Source organism: Chryseobacterium indologenes, assembly GCF_001295265.1.
Classification (GTDB): domain Bacteria; phylum Bacteroidota; class Bacteroidia; order Flavobacteriales; family Weeksellaceae; genus Chryseobacterium; species Chryseobacterium indologenes_A.
On the sequence record NZ_LJOD01000011.1, the window covers coordinates 119,652 to 137,265 of the forward strand.

Consider the following 17,614-nt stretch of genomic DNA (forward strand, 5'->3'; position numbering starts at 1 on the left):
AACGTCAGCGGAGCGGAAATTCAAGGACCACCATATCCCGCATCTGCAGACCATTTTCGTAAATCGGTGAAGGGTAATTTTCTATAAAAAAATCTTTACGGATTCCTTTTTTAACAAATCCGTTCTTTTCATAGAATCTGATCTGCTGAAACCCGGTGTCTGAAGTTCCCACCACTAAGATTTCATACCCGTTTTCCAAAGCTGTTTCTTTAGCTTTATCAATCAGAATGCTGCCAATACCCCTGTTTCTGAAATTTTCCCTAACAGCCATATTTTTGATCTCTAGCTCTGTATTGCTGTTCCTGTAAATTGCTATCACCGCAATATCAAGATTTCCGTTATTCAAAAGATAAATATCGGATTTGAAGATATATTGATTGATCGCTTCAACGGTTTCATCGGCAAGAAGAAGCAGATGATACGGAATTTCTGAATCCTGTTTTATTTTTCTGAAGGTAAAATTCTCCATTTTACAGGCTCATGTGAATAATTGGATAATCTTTTCCGGAACCGTCTTTCTCTGATCTTCCGGTCTGTCTGAATCCCATTTTTTCGTAAAAACCAATAGCCTGAGGATTCTGTTCATTAACGTCTACTTTGGTAAGACCCGTTTTTATCTTCATAAATTCATATAATTTTCTGCCATATCCTTTTCCACGGGTATCATTATGGATGAAAAGCATTTCCAGGTTACCTTCTGCAACAGAGGCAAAACCTTCTGCTTTTTCATTTTCAGTGATGAGGTATACTTCCAGATTCGGAAGATAATCCCTTGGAATAACTTCTTTGAAATAATTGAAATCTTCCTCAGCAAGAAAATCATGAGTGGCTTTTACCGCCGATTCCCAGATCTCCATAATTCTTGAATAGTCGTCAGCATTGGCAAGCCTGATCGTATGTGACATTGTCTTTATTTTTTTACAAAAATAGGAATTTAGATGCTAGTTCCCGGCTAGAATGATGATCGGATAGACAAATCTATTTTCCATCGCTCGAGGATCAGGGAGGTTGAGCAGATTTTTATTTATTGATTAAAAGGAATTGTTGCCACAGATGCCAAATAAAATTTTTTACATCTCTTACACTTTCTCGGTTTATTTTAATAAACAACAGTAAAATTGGTAAGCCGGAGTTTGAAATTTTTATCGCAAATTTGTTATACCTTATCTTGATATTAAAAATTTAAAGTAAAAATTATGCAAAAGAAAACCTATACAGGTCAGCCTGTAGTGACCTTAAATAATGGTGTGGATATTCCGGCACTTGGATTTGGAGTGTGGCAGATGGACAATCTGGAAGAATGTGAAAAAGCGGTGATCAAAGCAATTGAGACAGGCTATCGCATGATCGATACGGCAGCGATTTATCAAAATGAAACGGCAGTAGGAAAAGCGGTAAAAAACAGCAGCGTTGACAGGGATGAGCTTTTCATCACCTCAAAAGTATGGGTTCAGGATCATGGATATGAAAAAGCTAAAAGCGCATTCCAGAGAACACTGGACAGACTGCAGATGGATTATCTGGATATGTATTTGATCCACTGGCCTTACGGAGATTTCCTGGGAACATGGAAAGCATTGGAAGAGTTGTATCAGGAAGGAAAGATCAAAGCGATAGGGGTATGTAATTTTACAGTAGAAAAACTGGAAGAGCTAAAAGAAAATTTAACCGTAGTTCCTGTAATCAACCAAATTGAACTTCATCCGGTATTCCAGCAGAAGGAGCTTCAGGTATATGACAGGGAGAATAATATCATTACCCAGCCATGGAGTCCTCTTGGAAACGGAAATGCAGACCTTTTACATAATGCAGAGTTAAAAGCAATTGCTGAAAAATACCATAAAACAACAGCACAGGTGATTCTGAGATGGCATCTTCAGGAAGGATTTGTTGTAATTCCTAAATCGGTAACCCCTTCCAGAATTGAAGAAAATTTCAATGTTTTTGATTTTGAACTGACAGAAGACGAAATGAATACCGTTCGTTCTCTGGACACAGGCAAAAGACTGTTCTTTGATCCGAAAGATCCGGAATGGGAACAGAAAATGCTGAAATCTGTAGCTGATATTTAACAATTCTAAATTTTCCGCGGACCTGAAAATCTGCGGAAAGTATTTTTTAGCCATGTGGATGAATTCAAGAAAATTTGATGAAGATAAAGGTATAATTATTCTGAACCCTGATTATATCTTCTCTTTTGATACTTCCGACAGTTTTGGAGAAAGACTGCTTGGAGCTGGACTGCTGGTTGATCATGATTTCAATTGTATATTTCACATGAAGGCATTTCGGCATGGAAAAATAACGAAAAACACTTCAGATACTTATACTGAAGAAGGAAAAGTCCCGGAAGCCATTTTTAATTATCTTGAAAAATTAATGGATTCCGACTATCAAAGTTTAAAACAGATCTACGAGTATGTAACTTTCAGCATGACGGATACCGGGTCGCAAACGTTCTTAATGAATTGGACGAAGCCTGTTTATATCAGTATTACAGAAGGGCTTCCACAGGAGTTTTTTGTTTCTGAAAGCGAGCAGTTATTGTTTAATTTCAATCAATATCTGAAAAAATGGGTGGAAGAAAAGTACAGAAACTGGCTTAAATAAAACCGATATGACAGCAAAAGAATTCATAGAAAGGCTATCGTCATTCAAAGATGAGAAAGAAATTGATAAGGTTAAAAAGTTTTTTAAAGGAAATGATGGAGTAACCCGGCATTTTGGGGTAAGGTTCGGAAATGTATTCAATACGGCAAAAGAATTTTCTACGATGCCTTTAGAGGAAATTAATAAACTGCTCGACAGCGAATTTTATGAAGTGAGAATGGGAGCCGTGAGCATCATGGATTTCCAGGCTGCAAATAAGAAAATTTCCGGAGAGATGAAAAAGGAACTTTTTGACCTTTATCTGAAACGTCATGACCGCCTGAATAACTGGGATTTTGTAGACAGGGGAGCCCGGAATATTATCGGGGAATATCTTATTGATAAACCCAGAGCTATTCTTTATACACTCGCAGAATCTGCAGACCCTTGGGAGAGGAGAACCGCTATAGTAAGTACTCATGCCTTTATCAGGAGGAATGATGTGGAAGATACATTTGCCATTGCAGAAATCCTTGTGCATGATCCTGATGAACTGGTGAATAAAGCAGTGGGAAGCTGGATAAGGGAAGCCGGCAAAAAAGCTCCTGAGAGACACCATTCTTTTCTTGACCGATATGTGAAAACAATGCCCGCTACAACATTTTCTTATGCCATAGAGAAGCTCGATCCCGAAATAAAGAAACAGTATAAAGCCCTTAGAAAAGGATAATATTTCCTTCACTGAGCTCTGATTTTTCATTCGTGCCAAACCTTGAAATGATCTTATGAATCTTATCATAAAGTATATACCATGGGTTTTTTGTAAATTTTAAATAAAATTAATTCTATGTTCTGGCCTGACACCATCAGTAAAAAATTAAATGTAAAATATCCCGTTATCCAGTCTCCGATGTTTGGGGTAAGTACACCTCAAATGACAGCTGCTGCTGCAAGATCCGGAAGCCTGGGGTCTCTGGCGGTTGCTGATCTCTCTGCAGAAAAAGCTATTGGGCTGATCCGGGAAACAAAAAAACTTACAGGTGAGCCTTTTGCTGTTAACCTGTTTGTTCACAACATTCCCGAAGCCACAGAAGCCTTAAAAGAGAAGTACAGCAGAACAAAACAGTTTATTGAACAACTGGCGCAGGAAAATCATCTTGAGGTACAGCTTCCTGATTTTAATGCTCTTCAGGTAAATGGCTATCAGGAGCTGGTACAGGCTGTTATTGATGAAAGCTGTAAAATACTGAGCTTTACTTTTGGAAACCTGGACGATAAAAGTATTCAGAAGCTTAAAGAAAACGGGGTGACCCTCATCGGAACCTGTACTTCAGTTGAAGAAGCTTTAATTCTCGAAAAATCAGGAATTGATATGATCTCTGTTCAGGGGATAGAAGCTGGAGGCCACCGGGCTAGCTTTAATGCAGATAATATACCGGAGATTGGAGGAATGTCTCTGTTTTCTGAAGTGTATGATCATGTGAGAGTTCCTCTTATTTATGCCGGCGGTATCTATAACGGGAAAACGATAAGGGCAGCCAGAGAATTAGGAGCACAGGGATTTCAGGTAGGAAGCATGCTGCTGGCTTCTCAGGAAAGTGCCCTGCAGCCATTTGAAAAAGAAAGGCTTAAAAATGTAAATGAAAAAGATATTATGCTGACCCGGAGCTTTTCAGGACGCTATGCCAGAGGAATAAGAAATAAGTTCATTGAAACTCTTGAACATTCAGAATATATTCTTCCATACCCCTATCAGAATAAACTGACCAATGAATTAAGACGGGTTTCAAAAACAATGGATAATACCGATTTTGTTGGTATCTGGACCGGACAATCTATTCATCAGTACAGCGAAGTTTCTACAGAAGAGATTTTGATTAATCTGATCAGGGATGCTGAAAAGATAAACTAAATTCAATAGAAATGAACTTTTACACTATTGCTGTTTAACAATAAAAATTCAATTTACTGGCGGCGGGCTTCAGCCCGCCGCCAGTGCTAAAAATATCCGGAATCCTTAAAAAAAACAACTCTTTTCAGTCAAACTGAAAGGAGTTGTATATAATTAATGTTATATTATTTCGTAAGATCCAGCCCTCCGAAGTTCCCTGAACTCATCATCAGGTAAACGCCTTTGGTCTTATCCAGAGTATTCCAGTACACATGGAGATCTTCAGCATTGGTAAATACTCTTAAACGGTCATTTTTAAATTTTTCTTTAATGAATTCCGGAGAAATAGGTTCCATTCTTTTGATCTTTAAAGCGTCTTCAGAATAGAAAACAATGGCTTCATCAAGTCCGTCCATGGCATGATCGTACTGCTCAAGGAAAACAGGATTTAAGCTTGAATAGGTGTGAAGCTCAAGAAAACCGTATTTGGTTTCGTTCTTAAACTGTTCCTTAAACGCTTTTACTGTTGCTTTTACCTTGCTTGGAGCATGAGCAAAATCTTTGTATAAAGTTCCTTTATCTTCTCTTTCTACTTTTTCAAGACGTTTAGAGGCTCCTTTGAAGCTCATGATCGCTTCATAGAAATCTTCGTCCATAATTCCCAGCTGCTGGCAGATATGTCTTGCTCCTTCCATGTTCAGAAGATTATGAGCACCGAAAACAGACAGAGGAACATCTCCTATTTCCGTTTTTAAATACACTTTTCCACCAGTGATCTCATATTCAGGGGTTTTGTAAGGAATTTTTCTGAAATAGTTTTCAGCTGCCTCCACTACTTTCACCACTTCAGGATCTTCTTCATTATAGACCAGAACGCCGCCAGGTGTAATACTTGCCGTAAATTTTCTGAACTGCTCTATATAATCATCGAATGTTTTGAAAACATTGATGTGGTCCCATGCGATACCGCTCATCAAAGCAATATTCGGCTGATAAAGGAGGAATTTTGAACGAAGGTCAATAGGAGAGGAAAGGTATTCATCACCTTCCAGCACCATAAAATCATTGTCCTGCGTTAATTTTACCATACAGTCAAAACCTTCAAGCTGTGCCCCTACCATAAAATCAACATCTTTCTGATGGAAATTCAGAACATGAAGAATCATGGATGTGATGGTTGTTTTACCATGTGATCCGGCAATAACTACCCGTGTTTTATTTTTGGACTGTTCATAAAGAAATTCGGGGTATGAGTAAATTTTTAATCCCAGTTCTTTTGCTTTGGCCAGTTCCGGATTATCCTGATGGGCATGCATTCCGAGAATAACAGCGTCAATATCCGGAGTAATTTTTTCCGGGAACCAGCCCATTTCCTGGGGAAGAATTCCTTTCTTTTCCAGTCGGGATCTTGAAGGTTCAAAAATAGCATCATCTGATCCTGTTACCTGGTATCCTTTGTCTTTTAACGCAATAGCAAGGTTATGCATGGCGCTTCCGCCTATAGCAATGAAGTGGGTTTTCAACTTTATTTACTGTTTTTTTACGTTGTTATTAATAATTTCCTGAAACGCATTGGTAATGTTATTCCAGTTGGTCGTGAAGTTAGGCATAATCATGCTGGCATCAGTTTTACTTCCTTCATTAGGCCCTTTCTTTATATTGATGGACGTTGCTATATTGTCATACAGCTTTTTACGGTCCTCCTGTATTCTTCTGAAATTATTCTGGGAAAGCGTATAATCCAGTTTTTTTAGATCTTCGTTAGAAATTTTGAAATCCTGTTTGTACTTTTTTCCCTGGCCTTCAAAAGAATAGTGTACTGTATTGCCTTTTATAAGCAGATTTTCATAGATAGGAGCATAACCTCCGCTTCTGGAATAGCTGATATCAAAATCTGAATATACCTTCTGGCTGTTGCACGAAACTAATACTATGACCGCGAATAAGATTCCTAATATTCTGTTCATAATTTTTTACTTACTTTAATTATCTGAGTCCTTTTGTTCTAATTTTTTAGCTTTAAGTTCTTCATCATAATTGTGCAGTACGTTGAAGTCTTCAGTCTGCTCAATGGCAGTCATGATCTTCAGTAATATTTCAGGCGCTTTTTCATTATCGTAATCAATATCAAGAGGTGCTTTGAACTCCATTGTAGGTTTTACACCTGTAACCTTTACCCGGAGCCCTTTTTTGTCAAATGCCCTTCTGAATCCGTTAATTTTGATCGGGATTACAATCGGGCGCTGATTTTTTACCAGCTTGGCGGTACCTCTTCGTCCCTGTGCAAATGCCGATGTAGTACCCTGAGGGAAAGTAGCTACCCAGCCATTGTCCAAAGCTTTCATAATATTATCAACCTCGCTCATATCAACCATTCTGTTGATATTTTTACCTTCCGCTCTCCAGGTTCTTTTTACCGTTACTGCTCCTGCGATCTTAAAAATCTTCGGAAGAATTCCTTTATTCATGGTTTCTTCAGCAGCTACATAGTAAAAATCAATCTTGGGATTAAGCAGATAGATCGGATTTTTAATCGTGTTTAAATATCCGTTATTTACAGCACAGAATGCGTGGTACATTGCGGCTACATCTGCAAAATACGTCTGATGGTTAGATACGAAAAGCACATTGGAATCCGGAAGATCCACAAGGTGTTCAGTACCGGTTATTTTTAATTTATTAAAGCCGTTGAACCTTCTGTAGGATACAACTCCTAAAATAAAAATAATGAACCTTTTTAAAAAATAAGGTGTTCCGAATGCATCGGTGAAAATATTTTTCTTCGCCATCTCTCAATTAAACACGGTAATGCAAAGTTACATTTTTTTCAGCAACTGGCTAAACTCACTCAATATCATTGCCGTAGCGCCCCAGATAATATATCCGTTGAAATTAATCACCGGTACCTCATGGCCTCCTGCGCTTGGAAGAGCCATCAGTTCGGGGCTGTCTGGCAGATTGAGGAAAGAGGTGATAGGAAATTCTATAGTTTCCACAGCTTCACTCTGCTGAAGAACAAAGAGCGGATTTTTTTTCGTATACGAAATATAAGGATATACATAAAAGTTGCTTGGCGGAATATAAATGGGAGACATTTCCCTGATGATCCTTACATAATGTTTATCTATTCCGATTTCTTCTGAAGTTTCACGTACCGCTGTTTCAGCAAAGTCTCTGTCCATTTCTTCGCGTTTTCCTCCGGGAAGAGAAATTTGTCCGCTGTGACGGTCATGCTCATTAATCGTTCTCTGAATCAAAGGAAAATACCATTCATTATCTTTTAAATATAATACAATATTAACCGCTGCAAACTTTGGATTTTTAGCCAGCACTTCATCATAGGTAAATACAGGGCGGTAGGGTGGTGAAAATATTCCATGTGCATTTTCACCGGGCAGGCCTACACTTTTTATTTTCCTTAACAGGTCTTTTCCGAAACTTTCCATACTCCAAATTTAACAATATAAACTGAAGAATGGAAGCTGTTAACATTAATTAACCATCCGGGGAAATTTTAAAATCAGGATCCCTCGCAATCAGGAAACAAAAGCCTGCGAAGCTCCCTTTACCGTATTTTCCCCTAACGGCAATAAGTGACCCTGTAAAAACTGCAAACCGTTACTTTCAATACCATAAACCGTGATTTTTGAAATTTACGCAGATATGGTGGTTTCTTGCTTCGGTTTAGCTTCTACCTTTGTCTCACTATTAACCAATTAATTTTTACTAAGATGAAAAACTTCATTACAGGTGTATTTACACTAATGGCCATGAGTTTCGGCTTCGCACAAGCAAACATTGATGTGACTGCCCAGATCGGAAACTTAAACACAGCTACAGTAGACCAGACAGGTCTTTTGAACATCAACTCCTTAACACAGGATGGAAACCGTAATACCGCGGATATTGACCAGGTAGGTGCTTTCAACGTAAACATTGCCTCAAGCGTAGGAAACAGAAATTCAATTGATGTAGACCAAACCGGGGTTGCCAATTACAACAACGTAAGCCAGCTTGGAAACAGAAACTCTGCAACAACCTGGCAGTTCGGAATGCTTAACTCTACAGAACAGGCTCAGATAGGTAGAAGAAATGAGGCTTCATCTATGCAGCTGGGTACCGGAAATGAAGTCGTACAATATCAGGATGGAAGAAGAAATTCTGCTTCAGCCATTCAGGTAGGGGATGACAACGTTGCTTATCAGGTACAGGATGGAAGAAGAAATGAGGCTAGCGGACTTCAGTTAGGAGACAGCAACATTTTAGTACAGTATCAGAGCGGTGACGACAACAGCGCTACTAATGGCCAGGTAGGAAACGGAAATATCGCACTTTCTGCTCAGGTAGGAGATGATAATACATCTGTCGGTGCTCAGATTGGAAACAGTAATCAGCTGTATCAGCTTCAGGCCGGTGACTCCAATACAGCCATTGATCTTCAGATGGGTAACGGTAACTTTACCTGGGTAGCTCAGAGCGGAGTAGGGCATATGCATGTAGGAGCTCAGGTTGGTAACGGAAACACCATGGTGGTAAACCAATCTAATTAAATCCGGTTGTACTGTAATCTTATAAAAAGGAGAGGCATGCAGTTTCTCCTTTTTTAAGCCTTAAGAATTTTATGACTCTCTATTCATCATAAACCTAATAAAAATGGATGCCGTATATAAGCCCGGATGGAAGCTGGTGCTATTTTTTGCCACAGTTTTCATACATGCTCAGCAGATAGATTGGGATAGGGTCAACAGCAGTACTGTTCTTAATCTTATAGCCGGACAGTACACAGAGCAGACACTATATGGTTCACAGGTGCTCCAGATGGGGAATAATAACAATACAGAACTATCTCTTAACACCAGAACCCATATTGCCGTTCAGCAGCTTGGAGATTACAATACGCTTTTATTCATCAACTCATTTACAGACAAGGAAACAAAAACAGGGGTTATTACCCGGGGAGATAACAATATTATTGATATTACCGGAAGCAACAGTATTTCAGACGGAATGCAGATTCAAGTAAAAGGTGATAATAAAACTATTTTTATGAGAAACTATTAAAACACAGTGATGAAACTTTTATATTCCTTAAGTCTGTGCACTTTATTTATCTTCCTGTCTGTACAGGGTTACGGCCAGGAAGATAAAAAAGTGATCGCAAAGATTGAAAGCAGCATTCTTGAAAATCAGATCAGGCTGAAAGCAGTTGTTACCAATAACACAACAGTTTATAAAGAGTTGAACTATCTGTTGGTTTCCATTAAAAAGGGAGACGGAGGTAATCTCTCTAATAATCAGCAGGGCGGAAAATTTTCCATTAATCCCAATGAAGTAAAAACACTGTCTGAAATCAATGTCAATCTTGAAAAAAAAGATGCTCTGAAAGCTTTTCTGTATGTAAGAGATGAAGAAACCCAAAAACTGATAGCTAAAGACAGCCTGGAGCTGAATACAGATCTCTTTAAAAAGAAAGCCGCTAAAATAGAAGAAGATGCTGTTTTTGAATTAAAAGGTCTCACGATTGATGAGACGAAAACCAAAGTAGGAAAAGACTTTTATGACTTTTTCTACCTCCAGTACAGTCAGCTTCCGGATAAAAGCAGCGGAGCGGTTACTATTTCTGAAATGCCCCTCCGCGGAACCAGCGGACAGATCAGTATCCAGATTGATGATAAAGTGATTTACAGCTTTATGACCAATCCAAATGAGGATTATTTAAAAGAGCAGCTGGCCATCAGCTTAAAATATATCAAAGAGTTTAATATAAAGAAAAACCTGATCAAAAATGAATTTATCTACTAAAAACGTCAGTCATGAAAACTTTTATCATTATTTTGACCTTTATTGCGGGTATTTTCTCCGGAAAGTCCCAGCAGCTTGTCTATAAGCCCATTAATCCTGCTTTTGGCGGAGATACTTTTAATTATCAGTGGCTTTTGAGCTCGGCAAATGCGCAGAATCAGTTTGATGAAAAAGATGATTACCGCAGTTTGCTTGATGACATGGATTCCCTCAACAGCTTCAGCCAGAGCCTGAACAGACAGGTGCTGAGCGAACTGTCAAGGAAATTGTTTGAAGATCAGTTTGGAGAAGGCAGTATCAAACCCGGAAATTATCTTTTCGGATCCCTGTATTTACAGATTACGTCTACTGCCCAGGGACTTCTGATCAATATTTTGGATACCAGTACAGGCGATCAGTCCGAGGTCGTTATTCCAAAATAATAATAACTAAAAACCAGACGTATCATGAGAACTTACACTTACACCAGAATTTTTTTCTGTACGGTCCTGCTATGCTGCATACAGGCGTGCAGTTCGATCTTGGGACTTCCTTCAGATCCCGAAAGATCTACCATGGGCGAGGTAACTCCCTTTACTGCGGAACTGAAAAATCTGCCTCTGCCTAAAGAAAAAATTGTTATCGGTGTGTACAAATTCAGAGACCAAACCGGGCAGTATAAGCCTTCTGAAAATGGGAATAACTGGAGTACAGCCGTTCCACAGGGAACCACTACCATTCTGATCAAAGCGCTGGAAGACAGCCGGTGGTTTATCCCGATTGAAAGAGAAAATATTGCCAATCTTTTAAACGAAAGACAGATCATCCGTTCCACCAGACAGGAATACCTGAAAGATGCTGATAAAAATAATCAGTCGCTTCCCCCTCTTTTATATGCAGGCATCCTGCTTGAAGGCGGCGTGATTTCCTATGATAGTAATATCATGACCGGAGGTCTGGGAGCCAGATACTTCGGTATAGGTGCTTCCACACAGTACCGACAGGACAGGATTACCATTTACCTGCGAGCTGTTTCTACTCTTAACGGTGAGATTCTTAAAACCGTTTATACCTCCAAAACTATTCTTTCCACCAGTGTGAACGGAAGTTTTTTCAGGTATATTGATACTGAAAGACTTCTGGAAGCTGAAGTTGGACTTACCCAGAATGAACCCGTACAGCTTGCCGTAACAGAAGCCATCGAAAAAGCGGTGAAATCCTTGATTATTGAAGGTATAAGGGATAAAATATGGGGTAAAGCTTCTGAAAATCTGGAGGGTTACCAGGCAATGATCAATAATTACAATAAAGAACAGGAACAAAATTCAGGAAGAACAGTAGGAAATAAATTTCCTGAAAATTACAGACAGAAAATGTCCGTTTTTGCCAATATCGAGGCTCAGAAAGTCAAAGATGATTATGTAAACCCCAAAATGAATGCAGGTGGAAAGCTGGGGATGAAATATTTTGTGAGCCCTAATTTCAATATAGAAACCAGTGCTGGCTATTTCACTCTGGAAAACGAGAATATTATCAAGAGAAGTTATTTTGTTCCTGAAGTCAGCCTTGAATATATTTTATTCCCAAAATATAGGTTCAGCCCTTATATCTATGGTGGACTGGGTGCTATGTTTTCAGAATATAAGCCCCAGTATAAAGGGCAGTTTGGAGGAGGCCTTGAATATATGATAGGAAATAATACCTCACTCCGCCTTTCTTCACAGTATGATATCGGTTTTAAAGACAACTGGGAAGGGCTGGTTAACGGAAAAAGAAAAGACCAGGCTCTTCGCTTTGCCCTCGGGATCAACTTTTATTTTGGAAACAAATAAAAACATGAACTATGAAAACTTTAATAAAATTACTCAGCATATTCATCCTTGCTTTTTGTCTGTTTTCATGTAATGAAGACCTTGTAGAACAGGCCCAGACAGGAATCTTGAAAGGAAAAGTCGTGAAAAGAGGGACCAATGTACCCATTCCCAATGTGAAAATTTTTACGGCTCCAACCACGGAAACCGTTTTCAGCGGAACCGACGGAACTTTTTCCATTGCCGCCATGCCGGTAGGAAATTACTCTGTAAAAGCCGAATTGTCCGGTTACCTTACCACTTTTCAGGCTGTAAATATACAAAAGCAGGATCAGGTGGTTACTGTAGTTTTTGAGATGGATGATGATACCTCTCTCAATTCCCCACCTTCAGCACCGCAGCTGCTAAGTCCGGTAGACAATGCGGTGAACCAGCCCTTAAGTGTTGAACTTACCTGGAGCGCTGTGGATCCTGACTCAACAGACGTCCTGAAATATAGTTTGACAGTAAAAAACAATCTGAACACCAATGTGATTCAGGTTAATGATCTGACGGCGAATCATTATACGCTTTCAGATCTGAAGTTTGGTGTAAGTTACTTCTGGCAGGTGTCTGTTTCGGACGGCATTCACCCGCCAGTTTTAAGCTCAATCAGTAAGTTTACTACCAATACAGTTCCTGCTAACCGATATCATTATGTACAAAAGCAGAGCGGAAATTTCGTTATCATGTCAAGTGACGGGTTGGGAAACAGCTTTCAGTTCACAAGCTCTTCCTATAACAGCTGGAGGCCTAGAAAAAATAATAATGCAGGTTTGATTGCGTTTTTGAGGACAGAAGGAGGTAGTACCCATATTTACACAGCTAACCCGGATGGTTCCAATCCTTTTAAAGTGACCACGGTTCCTGCTGCGGGATTCAATCATTATGAAATGGATTTTGCATGGAGTACCAACGGGCAGGAAATCATTTATTCTAATTTCAATAAGTTGTACAGGATTAACAAAGACGGAAGCGGGCTGAATTTAGTGTACACAACACCTGACGGGAGTATGATTTCCGAATGCGACTGGAGCTATGACGGAAGCAAAATTGCCCTGAAAACAAATGATTACAACGGATACAATACGAAGATCTTTATTATTGACATGACAGGAAATATCCTGAAAACGGTTTTATCAGGCTCTTTAGGGGCTTCCGGTGGTCTGAACTTTTCTGTAGATGGGCAGATGCTGGTTTTTACCCGCGACCTTTCCGGATACGAGGATGGAAGCGGCAATTACAGGCAGCTGGATTCTGATATAATGATCTATAATCTTACCAATGATGCAGTATACAATATCTCTTCGGAAAGCGAGAAGCCCTTGGGAACCAATGATCTGGATCCGAGATTCTCACCTAATAATGCACAGATAATCTTTATGAACACTTCCAACGATAATATCTCGCAGAAAAATATAATGGTTATTGATCTTAACTCTTCCATGACCGATCTTTCGCGAACGATGCTCTTCAGTAACGGGGAAATGCCTGACTATGAGTAGGAAAGATGGTCTCAATATTTTTTAGGTTCAGGAGAGAAGTAGAGGCTGGAAGATATACTTTACTCAACACACAAGATGTATACAATTTTAAGTTTAAATTTTTTTCCTAATGTCGTTTATGGTATCGGTCAGCCTCTTATCTTTCCTGGAAATTAATCATTCACCTGTAAGCAAAATTCACAATTCACACTAATAAGTTTCACAGTTCTTTAAAGAAAAATTCCAAGCCTCATGGTTTGGAATTTTTCGGTGGATCAAAATAATTTTTTTAGTCAATGATGTGGTTTTCCAAGGCGTATTTTACGATTCCTACAGAATTTTTTACATTGAGTTTTAAGAGAATTCTTTTTCGGTGGGTTTCAACTGTGTTGATGCTTATAAAGAGTTTTTCAGAGATATCTTTGCTGCTTAGTCCGTCACAGATCAGTTTTAGAATTTCTATTTCGCGGCGGGTAAGAGGGCCTTTAATAAGACGGCTGGGTCTGCCTTCGCTGCTGATAAAGCTGATCATTCTTTCTTTTGCATAGTCGCAGATATAGATTTCGTTTAGCAGCAGGGCATTGATAGATTTCAGAAATTCATCGTATCTGCTGTTTTTGTCAAGATAGCTTTTTATGCCTTTGTTGAAAAGCTTCCGGATATCAATCACTTCATAATTATTGCCAATGACAATAATTTTGATTCTTTTGTTACTGGAGGTAATTTCATCTACAAGTTTGAAAATATCCGTAAGTACCAGCATGTTGGAACTGATAACCAGAATTTCCGGGGGATCTTCTTTTAAATGTTCAAATAAGGGTTCGAAAGAATTACAAATGTCAATGTTGTTAAAAATCTGGCTCTGTGAGAGCAGTTTTGATAAACTTTCCGTATACAGTACCGGTTCATCAAAAATGGTTAATCTTGGTTTCATCATGGTCAGTTTTGTTTATATAAAAATAGGAAAAAATCTTTATATTTTAAACAAAATTGATAAATAATTGTAAAATTTTACATTAATAATGATAGAAATTTTATTGATTTTTTATCAAATAATTCCCTTTTTATTGATTTTTGAATTTGAAAATTAGAGTTATTGGTTTTAAAACAGCGTATTAAAAGGTATTCTGATGATTTATTTTTGAAAATAGATTTATTTAATTAACACAACAGGGATATGCTGAACGGGAAAATTTACGGAATTGGCAATAAAACAAAACTGATTGGCCTTATGATGCAGTTCCTTTGCTCTTTCTATCATAGATTCTTCAGCTACTGTAACGGTAGGATGTAAAGTAACAGAGGTGAAATGTCCGCTTCCGTCAGGGGTTTCAGTCATAATTCCGGTAGCTTCATCAGTGTAATCAGTTACAATGATACCGTCTTCAGCGCAGAAATGCAGGTACCAGAGCATATGACAGGAAGAAAGTGAGGACAAAAACAGTTCTTCAGGGTTGTGCTTTGTTTTATCTCCACGGAATGCGGGATCTGAAGAACCTTCAATAGGAGATTTATTTTCAATCTCAATAGTATGGCTTCTTTCATAGTTTCTGTAATTGTCCGTTCCGGTTCCTTTGTTGCCGGTCCAGTGAATAGTTGCTTTATAATGATGTTCCCTGTTCATGATCTAAGTTTATTTCTTGTGTGCAGATTGAGCCATTTTTTGCATTTTTCCATTCTGTAAAGTAAGTCCAAAAGAATGTAATAAAAAAACCTCCAGCAGAACTAGAGGTTTGAATTTTGTTTTAATTAGAGAACTCTATCAGTTCTTCTTTTTTAGAATTGTAGATTCTGTATTCTAAATATTTAAAAGAATCCCTTGGGATGATGGTAACCCATTTTTTATACTTAATGAACCATTTCATCTGGATACTTTTGATGCCTTTGGTAAGGTAGGCTTCCACGAATGGGTGTACATGCAGGTAGATTTTTCCTTTTTCTTTCTGCAGAATACTTCTAAGAGTTTCTCCCATTCTTTCCACGATAACAATTGGAGCTACAATTTCTCCATCTTTATTCGGGTTTTCTTCTTTGGTTTCGATTTGTTTTTCCGGGCGGTTTCTTTGCCGGGTGATCTGGATCAGTCCAAATTTGCTTGGTGGAAGAATTTTATGACGGGCTTTGTCGCGCTTCATTTCTTCTTTCAGGTGTTCATACAGGTCTTTTCTGTGATCCGGGTTCGGCATGTCAATGAAATCAATCACAATGATACCTCCCATGTCGCGGAGACGAAGCTGTCTGGCAATTTCTGTGGCAGCCATTTTGTTCACTTTCAGAGCGTGCTCTTTGTTTACGGCAGTTCCGGTAGTAATATTATTTCCGGAGTTAACGTCTACTACATGAAGAGCTTCTGTATGTTCAATAACGAGGTAAGCGCCTTTTGAGCTTGGAATGTTTACGTGCTTTCCGAAACTCTGTTTGAGTTGTTTTTCAACATTGTAATATTCCAGAAGAGGAATGTGAGAATCATAAAACTGGACAATATTCTTTCTTTCCGGGGCGATTACCTCCAGATAGTTTTTCATTTCGCTTACCATCTGTTCGTCATCACAGATAATATTTACGAAATCCTGGTTGAAATTGTCTCTTAAAATAGCTGAAGCTTTGTCTTCTTCGCTTAAAACTTTAGACGGAACTTTATTTCGCTGGATGTTTTTAAAAGTGCTTTCCCATTTCTGAATCAGCTGATTCATGTCGTTATGGAGGTCTGCTACCTTTTTTCCTTCCGCTACTGTTCTGATGATTACTCCGAAACCTTCAGGTTTGATACTGTCGATCAGGGTTCTCAGTCTTTCTTTTTCTTCCGAGGTTCTTATTTTTTTTGAAATAGAAACTTTGTTGTCGAAAGGGATCAGAACCAGAAAACGCCCCGTAAGAGAAACCTGGGTAGAGATTCTGGGACCTTTTGTGGAAATAGGTTCTTTGGTGATCTGAAGCAGAACCAGGTCATCTTTGGCAATGACTTTGTCTACGGTTCCGTTTTTGTCTATTTCAGGTTGTATCTCGAAATTTTTTAAGCTTGAAGTGCTTTGTTTTTTAGAAATAGTATCTTTTAAAAACTTTCTGTATGTAAGATACTGAGGGCCAAGATCCTGATAATGCAGGAATGCATCCTTATCATATCCTATATTGACGAATGCCGCATTCAGATTTGGCGCAAGTTTTTTTACTCTTCCTATAAACAGATCTCCAACTATAAAATCGCTTTTGTCCTCTTGCTCATGAAGTTCACATAGTCTTCCGTCTTCCAGCAGTGCAATCTTTGTAAGATCATCTTCATGCGAAACGATGAGTTCTTTCTTCATTTTTTCTAATAATAAGGTTAAGATGATAGGAAACGGCTCTGTTTTTTTGCAGGTCATCCGATATTAAATATAAGGATTTAGAATGACAAATCTTTATATTTTTTTGAAATGCCGGAAAAAGCCTGTTTCCCGAGGAATCTTATAGTTGCAAACAAAAATATAGTCGGTGAACTTTAAAAAATTAAAACCACCAACTATATTTATTATATTGTAAATCTCAAGAAAAAGAGATTATTTCTTCTTATGTCTGTTTGCTCTTCTTCTTTTCTTTCTCTTGTGAGTTGCAACCTTGTGTCTTTTTCTTTTCTTTCCGCTTGGCATAATTTTAATTTTTTAGTAACTAGTTAATATTCAGTTAATGTTCTTATTTTACTGCAACTTTCGTTTTTACTTTCTCTACAAAAGATTTTGAAGGCTTGAAAGCAGGAATATTATGAGCAGGAATCTCAATTGCAGTGTTCTTAGAAATATTTCTTCCTGTTTTAGCAGCTCTTGTTTTAATGATAAAAGATCCAAACCCTCTCAGATAAACGTTATCCCCATTATACATAGAAGTTCTGATCTCCTGCATAAAAGCTTCTACAACTTTCTGTGTTTCATTCTTTTCTGTTCCCAACTTATTTGAGATGGTGTTTACCAATTCTGCCTTTGTCATTTCCTTTTTTAATTTTAAATTTTAGGTGTGCAAATTTAGTTAAAAAAATTGAATACTAG

The 17,614-nt window shown here is 38.3% G+C and carries 20 protein-coding genes; 10 read left to right on the forward strand and 10 right to left on the reverse strand.

From position 1 onward, the window contains the following. Positions 1 to 4: 4 nt before the first annotated feature. Positions 5 to 469, reverse strand: a complete 465-nt coding sequence (locus AOB46_RS16015; protein ID WP_062701195.1) for a GNAT family N-acetyltransferase — start codon at positions 467 to 469, stop codon at positions 5 to 7. 1 nt (position 470) lies between these two features. After that, a complete protein-coding gene (locus AOB46_RS16020; RefSeq protein ID WP_062701196.1) occupies positions 471 to 905 on the reverse strand; it encodes a GNAT family N-acetyltransferase in 435 nt (144 codons plus the stop codon). A 291-nt stretch (positions 906 to 1,196) separates the two neighbouring features. Between AOB46_RS16020 and AOB46_RS16025 the strand changes: the two genes are divergently transcribed. The 4 genes from AOB46_RS16025 to AOB46_RS16040 all read left to right on the forward strand — a co-directional run bounded on the left by AOB46_RS16025 (position 1,197) and on the right by AOB46_RS16040 (position 4,501). Further along, a complete protein-coding gene (locus AOB46_RS16025; RefSeq protein WP_062701197.1) occupies positions 1,197 to 2,072 on the forward strand; it encodes an aldo/keto reductase in 876 nt (291 codons plus the stop codon). 58 nt (positions 2,073 to 2,130) lie between these two features. Then, entirely contained in the window at positions 2,131 to 2,610 is a 480-nt protein-coding gene (locus AOB46_RS16030) for a hypothetical protein (protein WP_131724395.1), read from the forward strand. 7 nt (positions 2,611 to 2,617) lie between these two features. Next, the gene (locus tag AOB46_RS16035; RefSeq protein ID WP_062701199.1) at positions 2,618 to 3,319 is read left to right on the forward strand and encodes a DNA alkylation repair protein; all 702 of its coding nucleotides are present in this window, start codon (positions 2,618 to 2,620) and stop codon (positions 3,317 to 3,319) included. A 117-nt stretch (positions 3,320 to 3,436) separates the two neighbouring features. After that, positions 3,437 to 4,501 carry an NAD(P)H-dependent flavin oxidoreductase gene (locus tag AOB46_RS16040; protein ID WP_062701200.1) on the forward strand — a complete coding sequence of 355 codons (1,065 nt, stop codon included), beginning with the start codon at positions 3,437 to 3,439 and terminating at the stop codon, positions 4,499 to 4,501. Between the two features lie 164 nt (positions 4,502 to 4,665). Here the strand turns inward: AOB46_RS16040 and AOB46_RS16045 are convergent, their stop codons facing one another. From AOB46_RS16045 to AOB46_RS16060, 4 genes are read right to left on the reverse strand one after another with little or no spacing between them, the layout of a single operon-like run. Further along, positions 4,666 to 6,003, reverse strand: coding sequence for a UDP-N-acetylmuramate--L-alanine ligase (locus tag AOB46_RS16045; RefSeq protein WP_062701202.1), 1,338 nt, complete (start codon positions 6,001 to 6,003; stop codon positions 4,666 to 4,668). Positions 6,004 to 6,009: 6 nt separating this feature from the next. Beyond that, on the reverse strand, positions 6,010 to 6,447 hold the full coding sequence (locus tag AOB46_RS16050; protein WP_062701203.1) for a hypothetical protein: 438 nt from the start codon (positions 6,445 to 6,447) through the stop codon (positions 6,010 to 6,012). Between the two features lie 15 nt (positions 6,448 to 6,462). Beyond that, positions 6,463 to 7,269: a lysophospholipid acyltransferase family protein gene (locus tag AOB46_RS16055; protein WP_062701205.1), complete on the reverse strand. Its 807-nt coding sequence runs from the start codon at positions 7,267 to 7,269 to the stop codon at positions 6,463 to 6,465. A 27-nt stretch (positions 7,270 to 7,296) separates the two neighbouring features. Continuing rightward, positions 7,297 to 7,926 carry an NUDIX hydrolase gene (locus AOB46_RS16060; protein WP_062701206.1) on the reverse strand — a complete coding sequence of 210 codons (630 nt, stop codon included), beginning with the start codon at positions 7,924 to 7,926 and terminating at the stop codon, positions 7,297 to 7,299. A gap of 285 nt (positions 7,927 to 8,211) precedes the next feature. Here AOB46_RS16060 and AOB46_RS16065 point away from each other — a divergent pair, with 285 nt between their 5' ends. The 6 genes from AOB46_RS16065 to AOB46_RS16090 all read left to right on the forward strand — a co-directional run bounded on the left by AOB46_RS16065 (position 8,212) and on the right by AOB46_RS16090 (position 13,616). Beyond that, positions 8,212 to 9,030, forward strand: a complete 819-nt coding sequence (locus AOB46_RS16065; protein WP_062701208.1) for a hypothetical protein — start codon at positions 8,212 to 8,214, stop codon at positions 9,028 to 9,030. A gap of 103 nt (positions 9,031 to 9,133) precedes the next feature. Continuing rightward, entirely contained in the window at positions 9,134 to 9,541 is a 408-nt protein-coding gene (locus tag AOB46_RS16070; protein ID WP_241489229.1) for a hypothetical protein, read from the forward strand. A gap of 9 nt (positions 9,542 to 9,550) precedes the next feature. After that, a complete protein-coding gene (csgH, locus tag AOB46_RS16075; RefSeq protein ID WP_062701210.1) occupies positions 9,551 to 10,282 on the forward strand; it encodes a curli-like amyloid fiber formation chaperone CsgH in 732 nt (243 codons plus the stop codon). Positions 10,283 to 10,293: 11 nt separating this feature from the next. Then, on the forward strand, positions 10,294 to 10,704 hold the full coding sequence (locus AOB46_RS16080; RefSeq protein ID WP_062701211.1) for a curli production assembly/transport component CsgF: 411 nt from the start codon (positions 10,294 to 10,296) through the stop codon (positions 10,702 to 10,704). Positions 10,705 to 10,728: 24 nt separating this feature from the next. Beyond that, positions 10,729 to 12,093 (forward strand): CsgG/HfaB family protein, encoded by a 1,365-nt coding sequence (locus AOB46_RS16085; protein ID WP_062701213.1) that lies wholly within the window; start codon positions 10,729 to 10,731, stop codon positions 12,091 to 12,093. An 11-nt stretch (positions 12,094 to 12,104) separates the two neighbouring features. Continuing rightward, positions 12,105 to 13,616, forward strand: a complete 1,512-nt coding sequence (locus AOB46_RS16090) for a carboxypeptidase-like regulatory domain-containing protein (RefSeq protein ID WP_062701215.1) — start codon at positions 12,105 to 12,107, stop codon at positions 13,614 to 13,616. Positions 13,617 to 13,884: 268 nt separating this feature from the next. Here AOB46_RS16090 and AOB46_RS16095 read toward each other — a convergent pair whose 3' ends face one another. The 4 genes from AOB46_RS16095 to AOB46_RS16110 all read right to left on the reverse strand — a co-directional run bounded on the left by AOB46_RS16095 (position 13,885) and on the right by AOB46_RS16110 (position 17,555). Continuing rightward, entirely contained in the window at positions 13,885 to 14,529 is a 645-nt protein-coding gene (locus AOB46_RS16095; protein ID WP_062701267.1) for a response regulator transcription factor, read from the reverse strand. A 219-nt stretch (positions 14,530 to 14,748) separates the two neighbouring features. Further along, positions 14,749 to 15,219, reverse strand: a complete 471-nt coding sequence (locus tag AOB46_RS16100; RefSeq protein WP_062701217.1) for an OsmC family protein — start codon at positions 15,217 to 15,219, stop codon at positions 14,749 to 14,751. A gap of 121 nt (positions 15,220 to 15,340) precedes the next feature. Then, complete coding sequence (locus AOB46_RS16105; protein ID WP_062701269.1) at positions 15,341 to 16,900, reverse strand: ribonuclease E/G; 1,560 nt, start codon at positions 16,898 to 16,900, stop codon at positions 15,341 to 15,343. Between the two features lie 364 nt (positions 16,901 to 17,264). Next, positions 17,265 to 17,555, reverse strand: coding sequence for an HU family DNA-binding protein (locus tag AOB46_RS16110; RefSeq protein ID WP_002984212.1), 291 nt, complete (start codon positions 17,553 to 17,555; stop codon positions 17,265 to 17,267). Positions 17,556 to 17,614 lie beyond the last annotated feature (59 nt).